The sequence below is a fragment of the Alicyclobacillus acidocaldarius subsp. acidocaldarius Tc-4-1 genome (assembly GCF_000219875.1).
In the GTDB taxonomy this organism is placed as follows: domain Bacteria; phylum Bacillota; class Bacilli; order Alicyclobacillales; family Alicyclobacillaceae; genus Alicyclobacillus; species Alicyclobacillus acidocaldarius_A.
On record NC_017167.1, the window covers coordinates 63,578 to 81,984 of the forward strand.

At 62.4% G+C, this 18,407-nt stretch carries 13 protein-coding genes; 9 read left to right on the forward strand and 4 right to left on the reverse strand.

Annotated elements, in window-relative coordinates; genetic code table 11:
• Window positions 1-101: 101 nt before the first annotated feature.
• Complete coding sequence (locus TC41_RS00280) at window positions 102-2,993, reverse strand: alpha-L-arabinofuranosidase (protein ID WP_158306701.1); 2,892 nt, start codon at window positions 2,991-2,993, stop codon at window positions 102-104.
• 173 nt (window positions 2,994-3,166) lie between these two features.
• On the opposite strand from TC41_RS00280, the gene TC41_RS00285 reads away from it, so the two are divergent.
• Entirely contained in the window at window positions 3,167-4,180 is a 1,014-nt protein-coding gene (locus TC41_RS00285) for a LacI family DNA-binding transcriptional regulator (RefSeq protein ID WP_014462962.1), read from the forward strand.
• Window positions 4,177-4,728 (forward strand): glycerol-3-phosphate responsive antiterminator, encoded by a 552-nt coding sequence (locus tag TC41_RS00290; RefSeq protein ID WP_014462963.1) that lies wholly within the window; start codon window positions 4,177-4,179, stop codon window positions 4,726-4,728. The genes TC41_RS00285 and TC41_RS00290 overlap by 4 nt, the downstream gene beginning before the upstream one ends.
• An 18-nt stretch (window positions 4,729-4,746) precedes the next feature.
• Here TC41_RS00290 and TC41_RS00295 read toward each other — a convergent pair whose 3' ends face one another.
• The 3 genes from TC41_RS00295 to TC41_RS00305 form a co-directional block, all read right to left on the reverse strand.
• Window positions 4,747-6,465, reverse strand: coding sequence for an MFS transporter (locus TC41_RS00295; protein WP_014462964.1), 1,719 nt, complete (start codon window positions 6,463-6,465; stop codon window positions 4,747-4,749).
• On the reverse strand, window positions 6,465-6,935 hold the full coding sequence (locus TC41_RS00300) for a MerR family transcriptional regulator (protein ID WP_014462965.1): 471 nt from the start codon (window positions 6,933-6,935) through the stop codon (window positions 6,465-6,467). The genes TC41_RS00295 and TC41_RS00300 overlap by 1 nt, the downstream gene beginning before the upstream one ends.
• Before the next feature lie 162 nt (window positions 6,936-7,097).
• Window positions 7,098-8,831: a peptide ABC transporter substrate-binding protein gene (locus TC41_RS00305; protein ID WP_237699984.1), complete on the reverse strand. Its 1,734-nt coding sequence runs from the start codon at window positions 8,829-8,831 to the stop codon at window positions 7,098-7,100.
• A gap of 698 nt (window positions 8,832-9,529) precedes the next feature.
• Between TC41_RS00305 and TC41_RS00310 the strand changes: the two genes are divergently transcribed.
• The 7 genes from TC41_RS00310 to TC41_RS00340 all read left to right on the forward strand — a co-directional run bounded on the left by TC41_RS00310 (window position 9,530) and on the right by TC41_RS00340 (window position 18,398).
• Window positions 9,530-10,513, forward strand: coding sequence for an inorganic phosphate transporter (locus tag TC41_RS00310; RefSeq protein ID WP_041694821.1), 984 nt, complete (start codon window positions 9,530-9,532; stop codon window positions 10,511-10,513).
• Window positions 10,510-11,145, forward strand: coding sequence for a DUF47 domain-containing protein (locus tag TC41_RS00315; protein ID WP_014462968.1), 636 nt, complete (start codon window positions 10,510-10,512; stop codon window positions 11,143-11,145). The genes TC41_RS00310 and TC41_RS00315 overlap by 4 nt, the downstream gene beginning before the upstream one ends.
• Before the next feature lie 193 nt (window positions 11,146-11,338).
• Window positions 11,339-12,844: a glycerol kinase GlpK gene (gene glpK, locus TC41_RS00320; RefSeq protein WP_041694822.1), complete on the forward strand. Its 1,506-nt coding sequence runs from the start codon at window positions 11,339-11,341 to the stop codon at window positions 12,842-12,844.
• 154 nt (window positions 12,845-12,998) lie between these two features.
• Window positions 12,999-14,693 (forward strand): glycerol-3-phosphate dehydrogenase/oxidase, encoded by a 1,695-nt coding sequence (locus TC41_RS00325; RefSeq protein WP_014462970.1) that lies wholly within the window; start codon window positions 12,999-13,001, stop codon window positions 14,691-14,693.
• A 190-nt stretch (window positions 14,694-14,883) separates the two neighbouring features.
• Window positions 14,884-16,764: a S53 family peptidase gene (locus TC41_RS00330; RefSeq protein WP_041694823.1), complete on the forward strand. Its 1,881-nt coding sequence runs from the start codon at window positions 14,884-14,886 to the stop codon at window positions 16,762-16,764.
• A 138-nt stretch (window positions 16,765-16,902) separates the two neighbouring features.
• Window positions 16,903-17,607, forward strand: a complete 705-nt coding sequence (locus TC41_RS00335; RefSeq protein WP_041694824.1) for a GntR family transcriptional regulator — start codon at window positions 16,903-16,905, stop codon at window positions 17,605-17,607.
• 23 nt (window positions 17,608-17,630) lie between these two features.
• Entirely contained in the window at window positions 17,631-18,398 is a 768-nt protein-coding gene (locus TC41_RS00340; protein ID WP_041694825.1) for an SDR family NAD(P)-dependent oxidoreductase, read from the forward strand.
• Window positions 18,399-18,407 lie beyond the last annotated feature (9 nt).

Here is an 18,407-nt window from a genome sequence, read left to right on the forward strand (position 1 = left end):
GGGCGACGGGCCCGATGCGCGCATTCGCGCGACGGCAGGAAGCCCGGACGCGCAGATGGCGCCCTTGCGGGCGCCATCCGGCAATGGCCGGGGCGAGCGGGTCAGCTCACGACAAAGTTGACCACGCCGCCGTTGGTGAAGTAGCAGTTGCCCGTCCAGTTGCTCGTGTCAAACGCCTGGAAGTTGAGCGGATACGTGCCTGCGGTCACCGACGACGGCACCTGCCAGGTGGCCGTCACGGTCTGGGTCTGGCCGGGAAGGAGCGTGGTGCTCGGCCAGTACTTTTGGAAGATGGCGCCGCTCTGTCCGTCCACCTCCACGTCGATGAGCCCGTTCTGGAGCGCGTCGGTCGACGAGACGTTCGCGAACGTGGTCTGGATGGTCACCGTGTCACCCGGCGCAATGGAGATGTTGGTTCCTGACGGATAGTGGCCGTTCGCGTCCGGCGCCGGCACGGTGTACGTTGTGCCGTTCACCGTGATGACCGTGTTCTGCGTGACAATGTCGCCGTACTTGGCCGCGGGCGGCTGATTCACGGTCAAGGTTGCGCCCGCCGTATCGGCGTCGTACGTGGCGCCTGTGGCCGGATCGAAGGCGAACGCCTCGACGCTGTAGGTCCCGTTGGCGGATGGGGCCGCGAAGCTCCAGGATTCGCTCGCGGGCGCGCCTGGCGCGATATCCACTCCTGTCACCTGGTGGCTCGCGACGAGATCGCCCGTCGAGTCGTACAGCTCAAGTTCCACCGTCGCGCCGTGCACGGGCCTATCCGAGTTGAACGACGCGGTCACGGTCTCCGAGCCGCCGGCGGTCACGGTGGGCGAGGAGAGCGCCAGGGTGTCCGTCACCGACGCAGCGGCGTGCGGCGCGGGGATGAGCGGATGCAGGACGAGATCCATGCCACTGTACGGCATGAGTTTGACCGAGTGGGCGGTTGGCAGCGTCAGCGCTGGGGTGACGGCACTCGATCCTTCGCCGTACACGAGTGCCTTCGTGATGGCGTAGGGCCCCACGCCGAGCACGTTCAGATTTGCGCTGTAGATGGTCGAAGGGCTGCGGTTGACGAGCATCAGGGAGATGTCGCCGTTTGGTTCCCGCACCGCGTGCACGTCGATGTCGCTCTGGGACGATGCGGAGCCCAGGAAGGTGTCGCCCGGCCGTGCGAAGTCGGACACGAGCTGGAAGCCGTAGTACGGCGGCAGCGGGGTGTACTCAGGCGGCTCCTGAACGCCCTTGGGCGTGGTCTGCCCGGACGACAGCAGCCCGTAATCGCCGAACAGGTTCTGCCCGTAGAGGCTCGGACTTGTGTAGTTGTCCTCGGCGCCGTTCAGGAGGTCCCACCAGTCGACGTTGGCCGCGCCCGCCTGCACGAAGCCGGCGAGATCGTCCGCTAGGAACAGCGCCTCGGGCAGGTTCGTCGACTGCTGCCCCGGATTGTAGGACACGCTGTTGGTCTCGGTCACGAAGATTTGGATATTTTTGCGTTCGATCCGGCGTATGCGTTGATCTCGCGATTGAGTTCCGCCACCATGGCGGGGATCTGATCCGTGTCGGCGAGGAGCCCGGGCGTCGGTCTCCTGGCCGGGGGTCTCAGGGTACCAGTGGACGTCGACGAAGTCGATGTACGGGCCGAGCGCCTTGAGCACGACGGTGTTCCAGTCGTCGTTGCCGTTCACGGTGGCGCCCCAGGGCCAGTTGTACGGCATGGTGAGCACCGCGCCAATTTTGATGTTGGGATCGACGGCGCGCATGGCCTGGATGAACTGCAGGGCGTTCTGGGCGTAGGCCTCCGGGCTCAGGCCAGGGTTGCCCTTCTGCGGCTCGTTCGGGACGGCGTGATCGTCCGCCTCCCAGCCGTTGCCGTTGTAGTAGCCGTTCCCGTAGACCTCGTTGCCGAGCTCCCAATAAAGGACGTTGTCGTGATGGGTGACGTCGGCGTACTTGACCCAGTCGGCTGCGAGTTGGGGCGTGCCGGTGCCGTAGTTGACGGTGATGATGGGTGTGGAACCTACGGCGTTCACGAACTGCATGAAGTTGTCAAAGGTGTCGTTGGGGTTGACGTAGCCGCCGTCGTTGCGCGTGTTGGTCTCCCAGTTGTACACGTCCGAGATGGAGCCGCCGGGCCAGCGGATGAGTGCGGGATGGAGCGCCTGCACCTCGGAGATGACGGTCTGTGAGTTGAGCCCGCTGTCCCACACGGCCGCGTTCAAGCCAAAGGCGGTGGCGGGGACGGTCCGGAGGCGGGCGGCTGCGTTCACGGTGATGTTGGCGCTCGCGGTGGGCGCGCCGAAGCCGAGCGCGTTCGTGCAGATGCGGGTCATGAGCGCGGTCTGCGCGGCGCCCTGCGGATCGACCTGCGTTTCAAAGCTCGACCAAGTGCGGGCGAGATCGGACGGAGACAGCCCATTCTGGCGCAGGTAGGCGGAGATGGTGGGGGACAAGGACGCGGCTTGCGCGAGCGCGTTGCCCACGGTCGAGCTTGAGGCTTGGCCGGCCAAGATGGCTTTGGACGATTGGCCGATCACGGTCAAAAACGATTGATAGAAGAGGCCGACGGCGGGCGACGAGAGCAAGGGAGAAATCGACTGAAGCGTCTGTAAAATCTGTGCGGCGTTGCTCCCGCGAGTCGACACGGCGCCGTACGTGGCCAGGTTGAACAGGTTGGCGACGGCCTGCGCAGCCTGGGACTGCGCGCTCGTCGCCGGGGACGCATTCGGATACAGCCATTGGAGCCACTGCGACGTCGACAGGTTGGACGCTGCCTGCGCTGCGGCCTGGACGGCGTCGAGCTCGGGCACCGTGAGCGCGTCGTGAATGACCTGCATCTCCATGGTCATGGACGTCGACGCGAGGTCGTCGGCGCGCACGCGAGAGGCGAGGCTCGGGCGATGTTGCGAGGCCAGATGGGCCGTGGGATGGGCCGCGGCCCATGTGGGTGACGCCCCGGTCCACAGCGTGATGACGGCGGCGAGCGAAGCGGACCAAGTCTTCTTCAACGTGATCCCTCCATGGACGAAAGCGGTTTCACCAAGATCAAAACGATTTAGTAAAATCGATTTACTTTCGTTATAGCTTCGGTTGTCTATAATGTCAATGAGCATCTTTTTCGCGATTCCAACAGCAGCGGTTTCCGCATTGCATCGCATTCGAGCACCGGGAGGGATTGAATGTGGCCACGGTGAAGGACATCGCGCGGCTGGCCGGGGTCTCGCCCACGACGGTATCCTGGGCGCTGAACGGCAAGCGCGTGAGCGAGGAGTCGCTGCGCAAAGTGCTGGAAGCCGCGCGCGAACTCAACTATCACCCGAAGATGAGCGCTCGAAGTCTGCGCGCGGGCAAGGTCTTTTCCATCGGATTCTACATCGTCAACCCAAGCCTGGATCCGCGCTTGAACGGGTATTTGTTTCCCATGCTCGCAGGCATTTCGAAGGTGCTTGCCGAGGACAACTATGCAATGCAGTTTGACATCGTCACACCCGAGACACTCGATATTTTAGCGAAGAAAGCGCTCGAACATTCTGTCGACGGGATGCTCGTGCTGCCCCAGTTTAGCGGCGTGACGGAGCGGTTGTTGAAGGAACTGCCCGAGAAATTCCCTGTGGTCTATATGCAACAGGACCCGGCGGCGAGCCCCGGGCACTGCGTCGTGATCGATCAAGCCGCGGGCGTGGAATTGGCCATTCGGCACCTGCATCATCTCGGCCATCGCGCCATCGGCGTCATCGCAGGCCCGGCGGAACACGTGGACAACGTGCTTCGCTTACAGGCGGTGCAGGCGGTGTTTCGCGATCTCGGCCTCAGCTGGCGCGAGGAGTGGGTGGCGCACGGGCAGTTCGACATGGAGAGCGGCGAGGCGGGCATGCGCCGGATCTTGGAGGCGCCGGATCGCCCCACGGCGGTCCTTTGCTTCAACGACTATATGGCCATCGGCGCGCTGCGAGCGGCGGCGAGTGCGGGTCTACGGGTCCCAGACGATATCTCCATCCTGGGTTTCGACGACACGGACGTGGCCGAGGCGAGCACGCCCGCGCTGACGACCATTCAGCAACCGGTATTTCAGCAGGGCCAGCAGGCGGCCGCCATGCTCATGCGGCTCATCAAGGGAGAGGAGTTGCCCAAGCAGGTGAAGCGCATCCGGCCTGTGGTGATTGAGCGGTCGTCCGCGGAGCGGAGGCGGGCATGAATCCGTTCGAGGGCCGGCGCGTGCTTCCTGCGGTGCGCAGCCCAAAGGATTTCGAGGAGCTGATGCAGGGGCCGCATCCGGTGGTGGTGCTCTTGGAGACGAATCTCACCGCGCTTCCGAGCCTGATGCGCCTGGCGAACAAGGCGGGAAAGCGTCTCATCCTCCATGCGGACCTGATTCAAGGGTTGAAGCACGACGAAGCGGGGACCCAGTTTCTGTGCCAGATGATCCGGCCGTACGGCATCATCTCCACGCATGCGAGCGTGATTGCGACGGCGAAGAAGCAGGGCGTGATCGCCATCCAGCGCGTGTTTCTCATCGACTCGCACAGCCTGCGCACGAGTTACCGCGTTCTGCAGCAGGCGAAGCCGGATTACCTGGAGGTCCTGCCGGGCGTGGTGCCGCAGCTCATTGCGGAGATTCGCGAGCAGACGGGCCTGCCGGTGCTTGCGGGAGGGTTTGTGCGGACGAAGGAGGACGTGGAGCGGGCCGTCGCGGCTGGCGCGACGGCGGTGACCACCTCCGTGAAGGAACTGTGGCAGATGTAGGTGGGTTGTACGTCGGCCTCACTTGGCGATGCGCTCCGCTTCGCGCGTCGGCATGGCCTGCGGCTCTTGGTACGTGCCTCGAAATATCGAGGCCACTGCGCCAATCACCATGAGGATGGCGGAGATGACAAACGCGAGCGCGAGGCCGGTGTGAAACGGCGACGAGATGAGCGTCGGGAAGAAGTACTTGCCCGTGATCACGGCGGCCTGGGACGCGGGCAGCTTGTTCAGGATGTTGAGGCCGCTTGGGCCGAGCAGGGACTCGAGTGGATTGTACCCGAGGAGCGCCGCGAACAGCGACGAGGTGGGTGGAAGTTTCGCGATGGCCTCCGCCGCCTTGACGGGCACGCCGTGCGCCGTGAGCCCCGACACGAGCGCCTGTGGCAGCTTCGCCGCGAGCCCGGCCACCACGATGGAGAAAAAGATCCCCATGCTCATCATTTGCCCCGCATTGTTGAAGGTGGAGCGCATGCCGGACGCCACGCCCCGGTACTGCGCCGGTACGGAGCTCATGATGGAGGCGTTGTTCGGCGACGCAAACAGCCCCATCCCCACGCCGATGACGAAGATGTCCGCCCAGAACGCAAAGCGGTTGAAATCGATGGGAAGTGCGGCGAGCAGCAAAAATCCCACTGCACTCACCAAGAGGCCGCCCGTCGCGAAGGCGCGCTGCCCGAACTTGTCGGACAAGTAACCGCTAAGTGGCCCCGCGGCAAGAAATCCCACCATCTGTGGCAGCGTGTAAAGCCCCGCGATAAGCGGTGTGTTCTCATACGACACGCCATGCAATGGCAGGTAGATCCCCTGCAGCCAGATGATCAGCATAAAGCTCAGGCCGCCTCGCGCGAGCGATCCCATGAACAGCGCCACGTTACCCAGCGTGAACGGCCGGATCCGGAACAGCTCGAGGCGAAACAGCGGATCTGGCATACGCCGCTCGATCACGGCGAACACGCCGAGCATCACGACGCCACCGACAAGGAGCGCAATGACCATCGGCGACGACCAGCCCATGCTGTGTCCCCCGTACGGCATAATGCCATAGGTCAGCGCGAGCATGAGGGCCAGGACGCCGAGGGCCAAGGTCGCGTTACCCGGGATGTCGAGTTTCGCGTCGCGCTGCGGTTTGGCAATCTCCTTCAGCATCAGGTACGCCCACACGGTCCCGACGATCCCGATGGGCACATTGACGAGGAACACGTAACGCCAATGCCCGGTCGAGGCCAGGATCCCACCCAGCACAAGGCCCACGACGCTGCCCGCCACTGCGGCGATTTGGTTCAGGCCAAGCGCAAGACCGCGTTGGTTGTTGGGGAACGCGTCGGTCAGAATGGCGGCACTGTTGGAAAAGAGGAATGCACCGCCGATGCCCTGGATCATGCGGAAGATGATGAGCTCCAGTTCTCCCGCCCTGCCGTGGCTCCACGTCAGCGAGCAGAGCACCGAGCCGACGGTGAACACCAGGAATCCCAGGTTGTACAGGCGAACGCGGCCGAACATGTCGGAAAGTCGGCCGAACGTCACGAGTAACACCGTCGTCGCAACGTTGAAGCCCATCAGGACCCAGAGCAACAAACTCGTCTGCCCGCTCTGCAGCGGATTGACCTGAATCCCCGCAAAGATGACCGGGAGCGCGATGATGAGAATGGTACCATTGATGGAAGCCATCAACACGCCAAGCGTGGTGTTGGAGAGCGCAATCCACTTGTATGCGGAGCTTCGCGCGTCCAAGGCCATCACCGCCTTTCTTCATCTTCTTGTGCCGCTTGGAGCGCCGATTGTTCGCGCTGAAGGCGATCCCGAATGCGCGTCAACCGATCGACGTAACGCTCGCGCATCGCCGCGAGGCGCGCCATCTTCTCGTCGATGTGGCGGACGACGTCTTCAAGCAGGCGCACCGATTCAGTGAGCATGTGCAAGTTGCATTCGGGCTCGTGTCCTGAAGCGATGCGTTCCCGGTATGCCTTCAGTTGGTCTTCGGTCGCAAGGATGGATCGGATCTCCTGAAGCGAGTAACCGAGGGCGTCCTTGAGGCGAAGAATGTGTTCCATGCGCTCGATGGTTTCCTCGTCGTAGAGCCGGTGGCCTCCCGGGGTGCGGCGGACCTCCGGGATGAGGCCCATCTCCTCGTAATAGTGCAGTGTGCGTGGCGTGACGCCGAGTCGCTCCGCCGCGGCCTCCACGGTCCACAGTTTGTCGCGATCCATCTTCCACCTCCTCGCACCTTGCCGTTCACCAGTCTACGCCGTTTAAAATCTAACGTCAACGTGAGGATTGGATTTGGGGGCGGACTCGAGAACGGACGGGGCGTGGGAGAGGTTCGAGGCTTCCATGCAGACGAAGGGCCAGCTTTGCGCTGGCCCTGTCGCTCACTTCGACATCCAGATGTAATTGTAGAGCGGAACGCCTACCACAGGGTTCATCACGTCGTCGGTGACGTTGTGCACGTTCTTGGCGACGACGCGGATGCCAGCCGGGACGTTGACCCAGAGGACCGGGAGGTCCTTCGCCGCCAACTCCTCGTAGGCGTAGAAGTCGTTCAGCGTTGCCTGCAGCGAGGGTTCGGGACTTGTCGTCTTGTCGATCAGTTTGTCGAGCTGCGGATCGTCAAACCCGAAGTTGTCCAGTCCTCCGGGTTTGAAGAGCAACTCGCCGGATGGGTACGAGCCGCCGTAAATGATGCCCGTGCCGGACGCGGCCTCCCACTTCTTCGGATCGGAGCTCGCCATGACGCTGAACTCTTCGGAGAGCGGCATCTCCTTCAGGTTGGCGATCACGCCGATGCTCTTCCAGTCCTCTTGGATGAGCTCGGCCTCCAGCAGCGCCGTTTGTTCGCCGGACGGCACCAGCATGTCGAACGACAACTGCACCCCGTCCTTGGTGCGAACGCCATTTTGCAGCTTCCAGCCCGCCTGATCCAGGAGTTGAGCTGCCTTCGTGAGATTGAACGGATACAAAGGCTTGGACAGCTTCGGATCGAAGAACTGCGTCCTTGGCGTCGACGGGATGGGTCCGTAGAGCGGAGGCGCGTAGCCGTGGTAGATGTCTTTGTTGATGCTGTCTTGGTCGATGGCCATCTCGAGCGCCTGCCGCACGCGCAGATCCGAGAACGCGCTGTAGAGAGGCGATCCCTTCAGCATGTTCAACTCGATAAAGTCATAGGCAAACGAATAGGCGGGTTGCACCGTGTACCCCTGCTGGATGAGCTGCTGCCTGGCGTTCCACATGCTCCAGTCGAGGTAGCCAATGCCAATGGTGCCCGAGCGGAGGCCGGCGAACTCGGCCGCGGTCGACGCCTCGTACTGGAAGATCAACTTATCCAGTGTGCTCTTGTGGCCCGCGAACGTGGGGTTGGGCACGAGCGTCCAGGCCTGATTTTGTTTCGCGCTCTGCAACATGAACGGTCCGTCGACGACCTTGACAAAGTTCGGATTCTGTGCTTCTTTGCCGAGGTACGTGATCTCGGCGGTCATGTCGTTCGGATACTTGTCCCAGGCGTGCTTTGGAATCGGTCCGAACAGTCCTATGCCGTTGTAAATGAACCACTGCTGGTTGACCGGCTTCTTCAGTGTAATTTGAATGGTGTAGTTGTTCAGCTTCTTCACGCTCTTGATGTTATCCGGAACTCCGCCAGAACCTGCCGCAGTGTTGGGCCAAGGCTTCGGCGCGTTCGGTGCGCTGGTCGCCGCAAACACGTCGTAATCGAAGATCACGTCGTCGGCCGTGACCGGTGTGCCGTCCGACCACTTCCAGTTCTTTTTCAGGTAGATGGTGTAGACCGTGCCGGCAGCGTTGTACGTGATCCGGTCCGCAAACGAATCCTGCCAGTCAATTTTGTATTGGTCGTTGATGTAAAGGAGCCCCGGGTATAGGCAGCTGATGAGCCGAGAGTTGTACAGGCTGTTGTTCGACGCGTTGACGATAGGAATGTACCATGTGATGGAGGCTCCTGCCGGAAGTGCAATGATTAATGTTCCGCCCTTTTGTGGTGCAACCGTGTCAGCGGCAGCCCGAGCAGAAGTCTCGGATGCGGAAGCATTGCCTGCAGAATGCGGGCTTGAACCCGCCACGCCGCAGCCCGCTGCGAGGCCTGCAGCAGTCACTACAGATAGCGCGGAGACCCCCCATGAAAACCGTCTCTTTTTGGACACCTACCAACGACCTCCCTTTGAGATGTTTTTGAGATGACCTCAACGCCATGATAATTATGGTTCATAGTCTTGTAAAGATACTGAAAAAAATAAGATTTCAGCTGGAATTGGCGAGATCGCAGAAATGTAGCGGGATCTCAGGCGCTTGTTCCAAAGTTAAGAAAGATCTTAGAAATGCAGGCGGCATGACCGAGTCGGGGTTGCACCATCTCGAAAAAACCCACGTATCAACTCACGAAAAAACCTTACCGAACGGACGGGCGATCACTCATCATAGAATCTAACTTTCTCCCTTTCTCCTTTCCCAGGAGTGGGAGGGGTGAATGGCCGAAGGCCCGAGGGGAGGAGCGAAGCGGCTTCCCCTCATCGAGCCTGTGGAGTTGTGGGCAACCCGTAGGGTTGTCCATCAAATCCACAGGCCAACTCCGATGGGCAGCGCGGAGGCTCTGGCGTGATCAGAGCCCCATCGGGCCCTTGCGCGACCAGCGTCACGCACCCTTCGGTAAGATTTCGAGATGAGTGATTCAGACCCCTTTCGGTTAGATTTTAGGCGAGTGATTGCGACATGTTCTCAAGTTCACCATGGCGCGCTATAATGTATCTTCTACTCCCAGTCTCAACGTCGTGAGATCTAAGGGGGTGGCCAATGGGTGAGTGTTCTCGTGGTATACGCGCTCGTAGCGGTTTTTGCGGCGCTCTCGGGATTGAATGATGGAGGAAATTTGCTCGCGGTGCTCGCGAGTTCACGAATCCTGCCAGTGGCGGTCGTGATCGCCGAGATGGGCACGTGCATGGCGGCTGCTCCTTTCCTCGTCGGCACGCGCGTGGCTCATACCATTGGCGCTGGCATCCTGCCGCTTCCAGAACTGAGCCTACCGGTGGTGACGGCGGCACTATTGGCGACGCTCCTGACGCTTGCCGCGTGTTACGTGTCAGGGCTGCCGACCAGCATCACGTTTGCGCTCGTAGGCGCAATGGGCGGAGTGGGAGCTGTGATGCTGGGGATGGATCGGGTTCACTGGTTGAGCGTCGGGCGCGTGGCAGGATGGCTCGTCTTGAGCGTGGTCCTGGCAGGGGGTGCGGGATATGCAGTTCACTATGTCGCCAAGGTCCTCCTGGGACGTGTGTCCGCGCGAGCGGGCCGGGCGGCGCTGTGGACGGAGATTGCGACATCGGCTTGCGTATGCATAGGATACGGCGCGAACGATGCGGAGAAGACGCTGGGCCTTTTGGCGCTCGTGACGGGCGTGTCGAATCATCACGTGACTTTTCGCGTGGCGCCGTGGATGGTCGGATTCTCGACCGCAGCCTTTCTGGGGGGGCTTCTCGTGGGCGGCTGGCGCGTGGCTCGCACCATCCAAGGTCACGTCTTTCGTATCCGCCCTATCCACGCGGTCATGAACGAGTTGGCCACTGCGGCGGTCGTGATCGCGGCCTCAAGCCTGGGCGGGCCGGTGAGCACGACGCAGGCGCTCGACAGCTCGCTCGTGGGTGTGGGGGCGAGCGCGCACGCGCGGCGGGTGCGGTGGCGCGTGGTGCGGAAGATGGCCGGGGTGTGGCTCATGACCATGCCGCTGGCATTTCTCGTCGGGTGTGTGACGGGACAACTGTTTGTTTGGGGGGGATACCGATGAGCAAACTGGCGCAGTGGCTTCGCCCGCATGAGTCGAGGTTCTTCGCGCTTCTGGAGGCGCAGGCGCGGCAGGCACAACGAGGCGTGCATTTGCTCGGCGAGATCGTGGAGATGAAGCCGGGTGAGGCCGAGCTGCGCCGGTATGCGGAGCGGATGCGCGCGCTGGAGCAGGAGGGAGACGCCATTCGGCGGAACGTCATTGAGGAACTCATCCGCAGCTTCATGACGCCGATGGATCGGGAGGATATTTACGATCTCTCCCGCAGCCTGGACGACATTCTCGACTATGCGCACACGACGGTGCAGGAGTTTCTGGTGTACGCGATTCCGTTTGAGCCCGCCATTCATGAGATGGCCGAAGCGCTGAAGGAAGGCGTGGATGCCTTGGCCGAGGCGGTGGCCGGGCTCGTGAAGCCGGGGCCGTCTGTGCACGCGGCGATTGTGCGCGCGAAGAAGATGGAGAATCGGATGGAGGAACTGTATCGGGAGTCGAACGCCGAGCTGTTCATGAGCCAGGACGTGCACCACATCTTCCGCATGCGCGAGGTGTACCGGCACCTGAGCAATGCTGCGGATAGGCTCGATAGGGCCGCGGACATGGTGGGGAGCATCTTGATCAAGGGGCTGGGGTGAGGGGGTGGCGCGCGACGGCCCGCAGTCCAACTGAAACCCTTTACAGAATGCGTGCGGCACGGTACAGTGGAGGCAAGTTGAAAGGTTAGCCTCTGAGCGTCTGAGACGGCGGCAATGACGCGTGGTTCGCCATGCGGGCTTTGTCCGCCGTCTGTTTGTATCGACCGCAGACTCGTTTCTTGTGGAGGGTATTATGGGCGCACGAACGTTCATCCTCGCCTTCGATCAAGGCACAACCAGTTCCCGCGCGATTTTGTTCGATCGCGCCGGGCGCATTCACAGCATCGCCCAGAAGGAGTTCACCCAGATCTATCCGAAGCTCGGCTGGGTCGAACATGACCCGATGGAGATCTGGGGAACGCAGAGCGGCGTCGCGCGCGAGGTGCTCGAAAAGGCGGCCGTGTCCCCGGAACAGGTGGCGGCCATCGGGATCACCAACCAGCGCGAGACCACTGTGGTATGGGAAAAGGAGACCGGCAAACCCGTCTACAACGCCATCGTATGGCAAGATCGCCGCACGGCCGACATTTGCGACCAACTGAAGGTGGCCGGGCACGCCGATTTGATCCGCGACAAGACGGGCCTAGTCATCGATGCCTACTTCTCCGGCACGAAGATCAAGTGGATTCTCGATCACGTCGAGGGTGCTCGCGAGCGCGCTGAACGCGGCGAGTTGCTTTTCGGCACCATCGACACCTGGCTTGTGTGGAACCTGACGCGCGGCAAGGTTCACGTAACGGACTACACGAACGCGTCCCGCACCATGCTCTTCAACATTCACACGCTCGACTGGGACGATGATCTCCTGAAGCTCCTCGGCATCCCGCGCGCCATGCTGCCCGAGGTCCGCCCTTCCTCGTCCATCTACGGCCACACCGACGAGCACACGTTTGGCGGCGCGAACATCCCCATCGCTGGCATTGCAGGAGATCAGCAGGCGGCGCTCTTTGGACAGACGTGCTTCGAACCGGGGATGGTCAAGAACACGTACGGAACGGGCTGCTTCATGCTCATGAACACAGGCGAGAAACCCGTGGCATCGCCGTCTGGGCTGTTGACGACCATCGCCTGGGGGCTCGAGGACAAAGTCACGTATGCGCTCGAGGGAAGCGTCTTCATCGCGGGCGCGGCGATTCAGTGGTTGCGCGACGGGCTGCGCTTCTTCGACTCGGCGGCCGACTCGGAATACTTTGCGAGCAAAGTGGAGGACACTGGCGGCGTGTACGTCGTGCCGGCGTTCGCGGGGCTCGGTGCCCCGTACTGGGACATGTACGCTCGCGGCGCCATCTTCGGACTGACGCGCGGAACTCGCAAGGAGCACATCATTCGAGCCACGCTTGAGTCGCTCGCGTATCAGACGAAAGACATCCTGGACGCGATGCAGCGGGATTCCGGTATTGAGCTGAAGTCGCTGCGGGTGGATGGCGGTGCAGTCGCGAACAACCTGCTCATGCAGTTCCAGGCGGACATTCTCGGCGTGCCGGTCGAGCGCCCGCAGATCGCGGAGTCCACGGCTCTTGGCGCCGCGTATCTCGCGGGGCTAGCCGTGGGATTTTGGACAAAGGACGAGATCGCCCGCAGTGGAGACCTCGACCGCAGGTTCGACCCGCAGATGGACTCCGAAACCCGGGCGCGCCTGTATCGAGGATGGCAGCGCGCCGTGGAGCGCACGATGGGATGGGCGCAGGAGGACGTGTGACGGCTCGTAGATCCGCGCCTTCGCGTAAGATATAATAAACTTGACAAGTTCATCAAGCATGGTTGAGACGATGAGAAAACCACAGGTCAGGTGCCTGAGAGAGGCGCTTGGTTTGTGGTTTTTCTCTTGTTCGGAGGTAAAGGAGGCATACAACATGGCGGAGGCGCGGTTTTCGACGATGGCGAGATCGGTCATCAAAGCGGAGATGGCTGGCGAGCCGTTTGATTTGCTCATCATCGGCGGGGGCATCACGGGGGCGGGCATCCTGCTCGACGCGACGGCGCGGGGCATGAAGGCGGCGCTCGTCGAAATGCAAGACTTCGCTGCGGGCACATCCAACCGGTCGACGAAGCTCGTGCACGGCGGCTTGCGGTATCTGAAGCAGTTTGAGATAGGGCTCGTTGCCGAGGTCGGGAAGGAGCGCGCTATCGTCTACGAGAACGGCCCGCACATCACGACCCCCGTGTGGATGCTGTTGCCCATCATCGAGGGCGGCACGTACGGCTGGCTGGCGACGAGCGTGGGCATCTACGTCTACGACAAGCTCGCGGGCGTCAAGCGCTCCGAGCGGCGCAAGATGCTCACCGCCGAGCAGGCGCTTGAGATCGAGCCGCTGCTCCGCCGCGATGGCCTGAAGGGCGCCGGCTATTATGTCGAATACCGGACAGACGACGCCCGCCTCACGCTCGAGATTCTGAAAAAGGCGGTAGAGATGGGCGGTATCGCGCTGAACTACGCGAAGGCCACCGGTTTTCTCTACCATGAGGGCCGCGTCGCGGGTGCCGAAGTCGAGGACGTGCTCACCGGCGAAACGTTCGCCGTCCGAGCGAAGAAGGTCGTCAACGCCACCGGCCCCTGGGTCGATGAGCTCCGGGAGAAGGACGGGTCGAAGTCCGGCAAAACCCTGCATCACACCAAAGGCGTGCACATCGTGGTGGACGGCAAGCGGTTTCCGCTCCGAAATTCCGTGTACTTCGACGTGCCCGACGGGCGCATGGTCTTCGCCATTCCACGAGACGGCAAGACCTACATCGGCACTACCGACACGGATTACCACGGCGATCTCGTCCATCCCCGCATGACCAAGGCGGATCGCGACTATCTCATCGACTGCGTCAACTTCATGTTCCCAAGCGTCAAGCTGACGGCGGCGGACATCGAGAGCAGTTGGGCGGGCGTTCGGCCGCTCATCCACGAAGAAGGCAAAGATCCGTCCGAGATCTCGCGCAAGGACGAGGTGTTCGTCTCGCCGTCTGGGCTTCTCACCATCGCGGGCGGCAAGCTCACCGGCTACCGCAAGATGGCGGAGAAGGTCGTTGACATGGTGGCGAGCCATCTCGCCCACGAAGGGCAGCGCTTCGGACCGTGCACCACGGACAAAATCCCTTATTCGGGCGGGGATTTCGGCGGATCAGACAAGATGCCGGCGTTTGTCGAGGATCGCGTGCAGCGCGGCGTGAAGCTCGGCCTGGCGGAGGAGGATGCGCGGCGCCTCGCCCGCCGCTATGGCACCAACGTGGATGTCGTCTTCAACCTGCTGGTGTCCGGGCGGGATCGCGCAGAGGCGTATGGGCTCAGGCCCGATGTGTACGCGGAATTGGAGTACGGCCTGCGGCACGAGATGGTGGTGACGCCGTCGGATTTCTTCGTCCGGCGAACGGGCGCGCTTTACTTCGACATCGACTGGGTGAAGGAGAATCAGGATTCCGTCATCCGTTACATGGCTGCGGCATGCGGCTGGAGCGATGAAGAGACCGAGCGGCACGCGCGGGAACTTCAGGCGCGCGTCATGGAGGCAACCACGGTGGAAGAAGACATTCCCGCATCGGGCAACCTCGTGGGGGCGTGAGGTTGGTTTGGCGAGTTTTCGCCTAGATCCTCGGCGAGATGGGACGGCGGCGCAAAGTCGAGCGAGTTGCGACTTGCGCCGCTTTCCTGCTTTTTCTACAAAAATCGATGCATTTCGTGGCAGGAATCTTGGCAGGCGTTGCCGAATCCATCCCGCGCAAGCTTCGATTCGGATGTCAGGGGGCGTTCTCGTGGGACTGTGGAAACAACTTGCTTTCGGGCTGCCTGCCGCGCTCGGCATGCTGGCCGTCGGGGTGCCGACCATGGACGCGGACGCTGTGCAGGCGGCGCCGCTCGCCAATCCGTCGACGGAAAACGCGCAGGATCTGGGGCCCGCCAACGCGAGCCAGACCGTCACGGCGTCGGTCATTCTGCGCGTGCAGAACCCGACGGCTTTGCAGAACTATATCCAGCAGACAGAGACGCCGGGCAGCGCGCAGTATCACAAGTTTTTGACGACGAGCCAATTCGCCGCGCAGTTCGCGCCCTCGTCTCAGACCATTCAGCAAATCGAGCAGGAGCTTCAGCAGTACGGCCTGCAGGTGGTGAACGTCAGCGCGGATCATCTGGATCTCCAGGTGCAGGGGACCATCCAGCAGTTTGATCACGCGTTCAACACCGTGATCGACTTGTTCAAGGCAAACGGCCAGGTGTTCCGCGCGCCGAAGAAGCCGCCGCAGATTCCGGTGGCGCTCCTCACCAACGTGCTCGCGGTGGTGGGCCTCGATACGGCGAACGCGGCGCAGTCGCTCACCGTAAAGACGCCGAATGTGTCGGGGATGCCGTCTCCTAAAGCGGTGCTGCCGCAAGGAGGCAGCACGGCGACGGGCACGCCGGGGAGCTACACCGTCGGCGACACGGCGAATCGCTACGACATCAATCCACTCTATCAACAGGGCATCACGGGCAAGGGCGAGACGGTCGGCATTGTGACGCTGTCGAGCTTTAACCCACAGGACGCCTACACCTACTGGAAGGGCATTGGCCTGCACGTGGCGCAGAACCGCATTCAGATGGTGAACGTTGACGGCGGTGGCCAGATGGACGACGGCTCTGTCGAGACGGCGCTCGACGTGGAGCAGGCGGGCGGCATCGCACCGAGCTCCAACGTTGTGGTGTATGATGCGCCAAACACGGATCAGGGCTTTATCGATGCGTTTTACCAGGCCGTTTCCGACAACCAGGTGGACTCGCTGTCGGTAAGTTGGGGGCAGCCGGAGATCGACTATTTGCCTCAGATGAACCAGGGACAGTCGTACGTCGATGAGTTACTCGCATTCACGCAGGCGTTCATGGAGGCGGCGGCTCAAGGCATCTCCGTCTATGCGGCAGCCGGGGATTCTGGTGCGTACGATACGGCTCGGGACTTCCCGCCCTCGCAAGGGTTTTCGACGCCGCTGACGGTCGACTTCCCGGCGTCGGATCCGTTCGTCACGGCGGCGGGTGGCACGACGGTGCCGTTTTCCGCCACCTTCTCGCTCGGCACGGTCAACATCACGCAGGAGCAGCCGTGGTCGTGGCAATACCTGCAGAACCTCGGCTACCAAGGGCTTTTCCCCATCGGTACAGGGGGCGGCGTAAGCGTTATTTTTCCGCGCCCATGGTATCAGTTCGGCGTGAGTGGCGTGCAGAACAGCGCGGCGAATCAGGCCTTCACCGACTCGCAGGGCATATTATACGGTTCTCCTTTCACCTACAACCTGCCGAGAAACTATCCGGGCCGGAATCTGCCGGACCTCTCGATGGACGCGGATCCGGAGACGGGTTATCTCGTGTATTGGAGCGCAGGGGGCGGCTGGCTGGCGGGCTACGGTGGCACGAGTTTTGTGGCGCCGCAGCTGAACGGCATCACGGCGCTCATCGATCAGTACGTCGGCGGCCGCGTCGGCTTCCTCGACCCGGTCTTCTATCGACTCATGCAGCAGAACGGGTATGGTGCGAATCAGCCGTTCAACGACTTGACGACCGGGAACAACTGGTATTGGTCCGCGGTGCCCGGGTACGATCCGGCCTCCGGAATTGGTACGCCGAATGTCGCCAACCTGGCGCAGGCCATCAAGTCGATGGGTTGAGATGGATCACCTCGGGGGCGCCGCTGGCTCCGGAGTCGGCGGCGCACCGCACCGGAGGGTGAGCTATGCGGCGTTTGCTAGGGTATACAAGTATACGATACAATGTCGATCGACTTGAGACTGCGAGGAGGTGGAGGCGTGATCGCGGGTGTGACCTACGGTGTGGCCAAGAAGACGCTCGGAGAACAGGCGTATGAGGCCATCCGCGAGGAGATTTTGTCGCTTCGGCTGCATCCGGGGCAGACGGTCTACGAGTCGGATTTCACGCGCATGTTGAACATGAGCCGCACGCCGGTGCGCGAAGCGGTGCGCGCGCTTGCGATGGAGCGGCTGATTGAGGTGCTGCCCCAGCGGGGCATGAAGGTGGCCCTGATTTCGGAACGGCAGGTGGAAGAGACCCGATTCGTTCGGGAGAGCCTGGAGCTCGCGGTCGTCCGCCGCGTCGCCGAGGACGTCTCGCGGGACGCGTCGGTGCGTGCCCGGCTGGAGAGGGAGATGGCGAGATCGCTCCAGGACCAGCGGGAGGCGGCCGAGGCGGGGGATGCGCTCCAATTTATGCACGCGGACGATGCGTTTCACCAGATCTTTCTGCAGCACTTCGACAACGAGACGCTCTCGGCCATCGTGGCGCAGATGCGGGGGCATCTGAACCGGGTGCGGATGCTTTCGCTCTTCGAGCCGGAGCGGATGAAGCGGCTCGTCGGAGAGCACGAGCGGGTCGCCGAGGCGGTGCTTTCGGGCGACGCCGATAAGTCTGCGGAGGCGATGCACCATCACCTGGCGAAGCTGATGGAGGATCTGCCTGGGATTAAAGCTCGCCATCCGGCGTTCTTTGGCCCCTGACCGGCGCGTGAGGAGGTTTGAACATGCGGTTACAAGATAAGGTGGCGCTCGTGACGGGCGGCGGGCGGGGTATTGGCGCCGCGATTGCGCGCCGATTCGCGCAGGAGGGCGCCGACGTCTGCCTCGTCAGCCGGACGGAGGCCGAGCTCGAGGCACAGGCGCAGTGGATTGCGTCGCAAACGGGGCGCGCCGCGTTGCCTGTGGTGTGCGATGTGTCAAATCCGGCGGACGTCGAGCGCGCGGTGGCGGCCGCCGAGGAGCGCTTTGGCCGGATCGACATTCTGGTCAACGCGGCGGGCATCTCCGTCGCGGCCCCTTCCACGGATCTCTCCTTCGAGCGATGGAAGGCGTGCTTGAACATCAATCTCGACGGGACGTTTCTGTTCTGTCAGGTGGTGGGGCGCGGGATGATTGCGCGCGGGCAGGGCGGAAAGATCATCAACATCACGTCGATTGTGGCGCACGCAGGGATCCCGGAGCGGGCGACGTATGCGGCGAGCAAGGGCGGCGTGCGGCAGCTCACGCAGGCGCTCGCGGTGGAGTGGGCGAAGCACAACATCCAGGTGAACGCCATCAGTCCGGGCTTCATCATGACGGAGATTGTGCGCGATTACATCCAGCGCGGCATTCACAAGCCCGAGAAGCTCGTCGCGCGCATCCCAGCCGGCCGTATGGGCCAACCCGACGACATCGCGGGCCCAGCGGTGTTTCTTGCCTCAAACGATTCCGACTACGTCACGGGCACCATTCTTATCGCCGACGGCGGGTTTCTCGCCAACGGCTACGTGTGAGGTGACGCA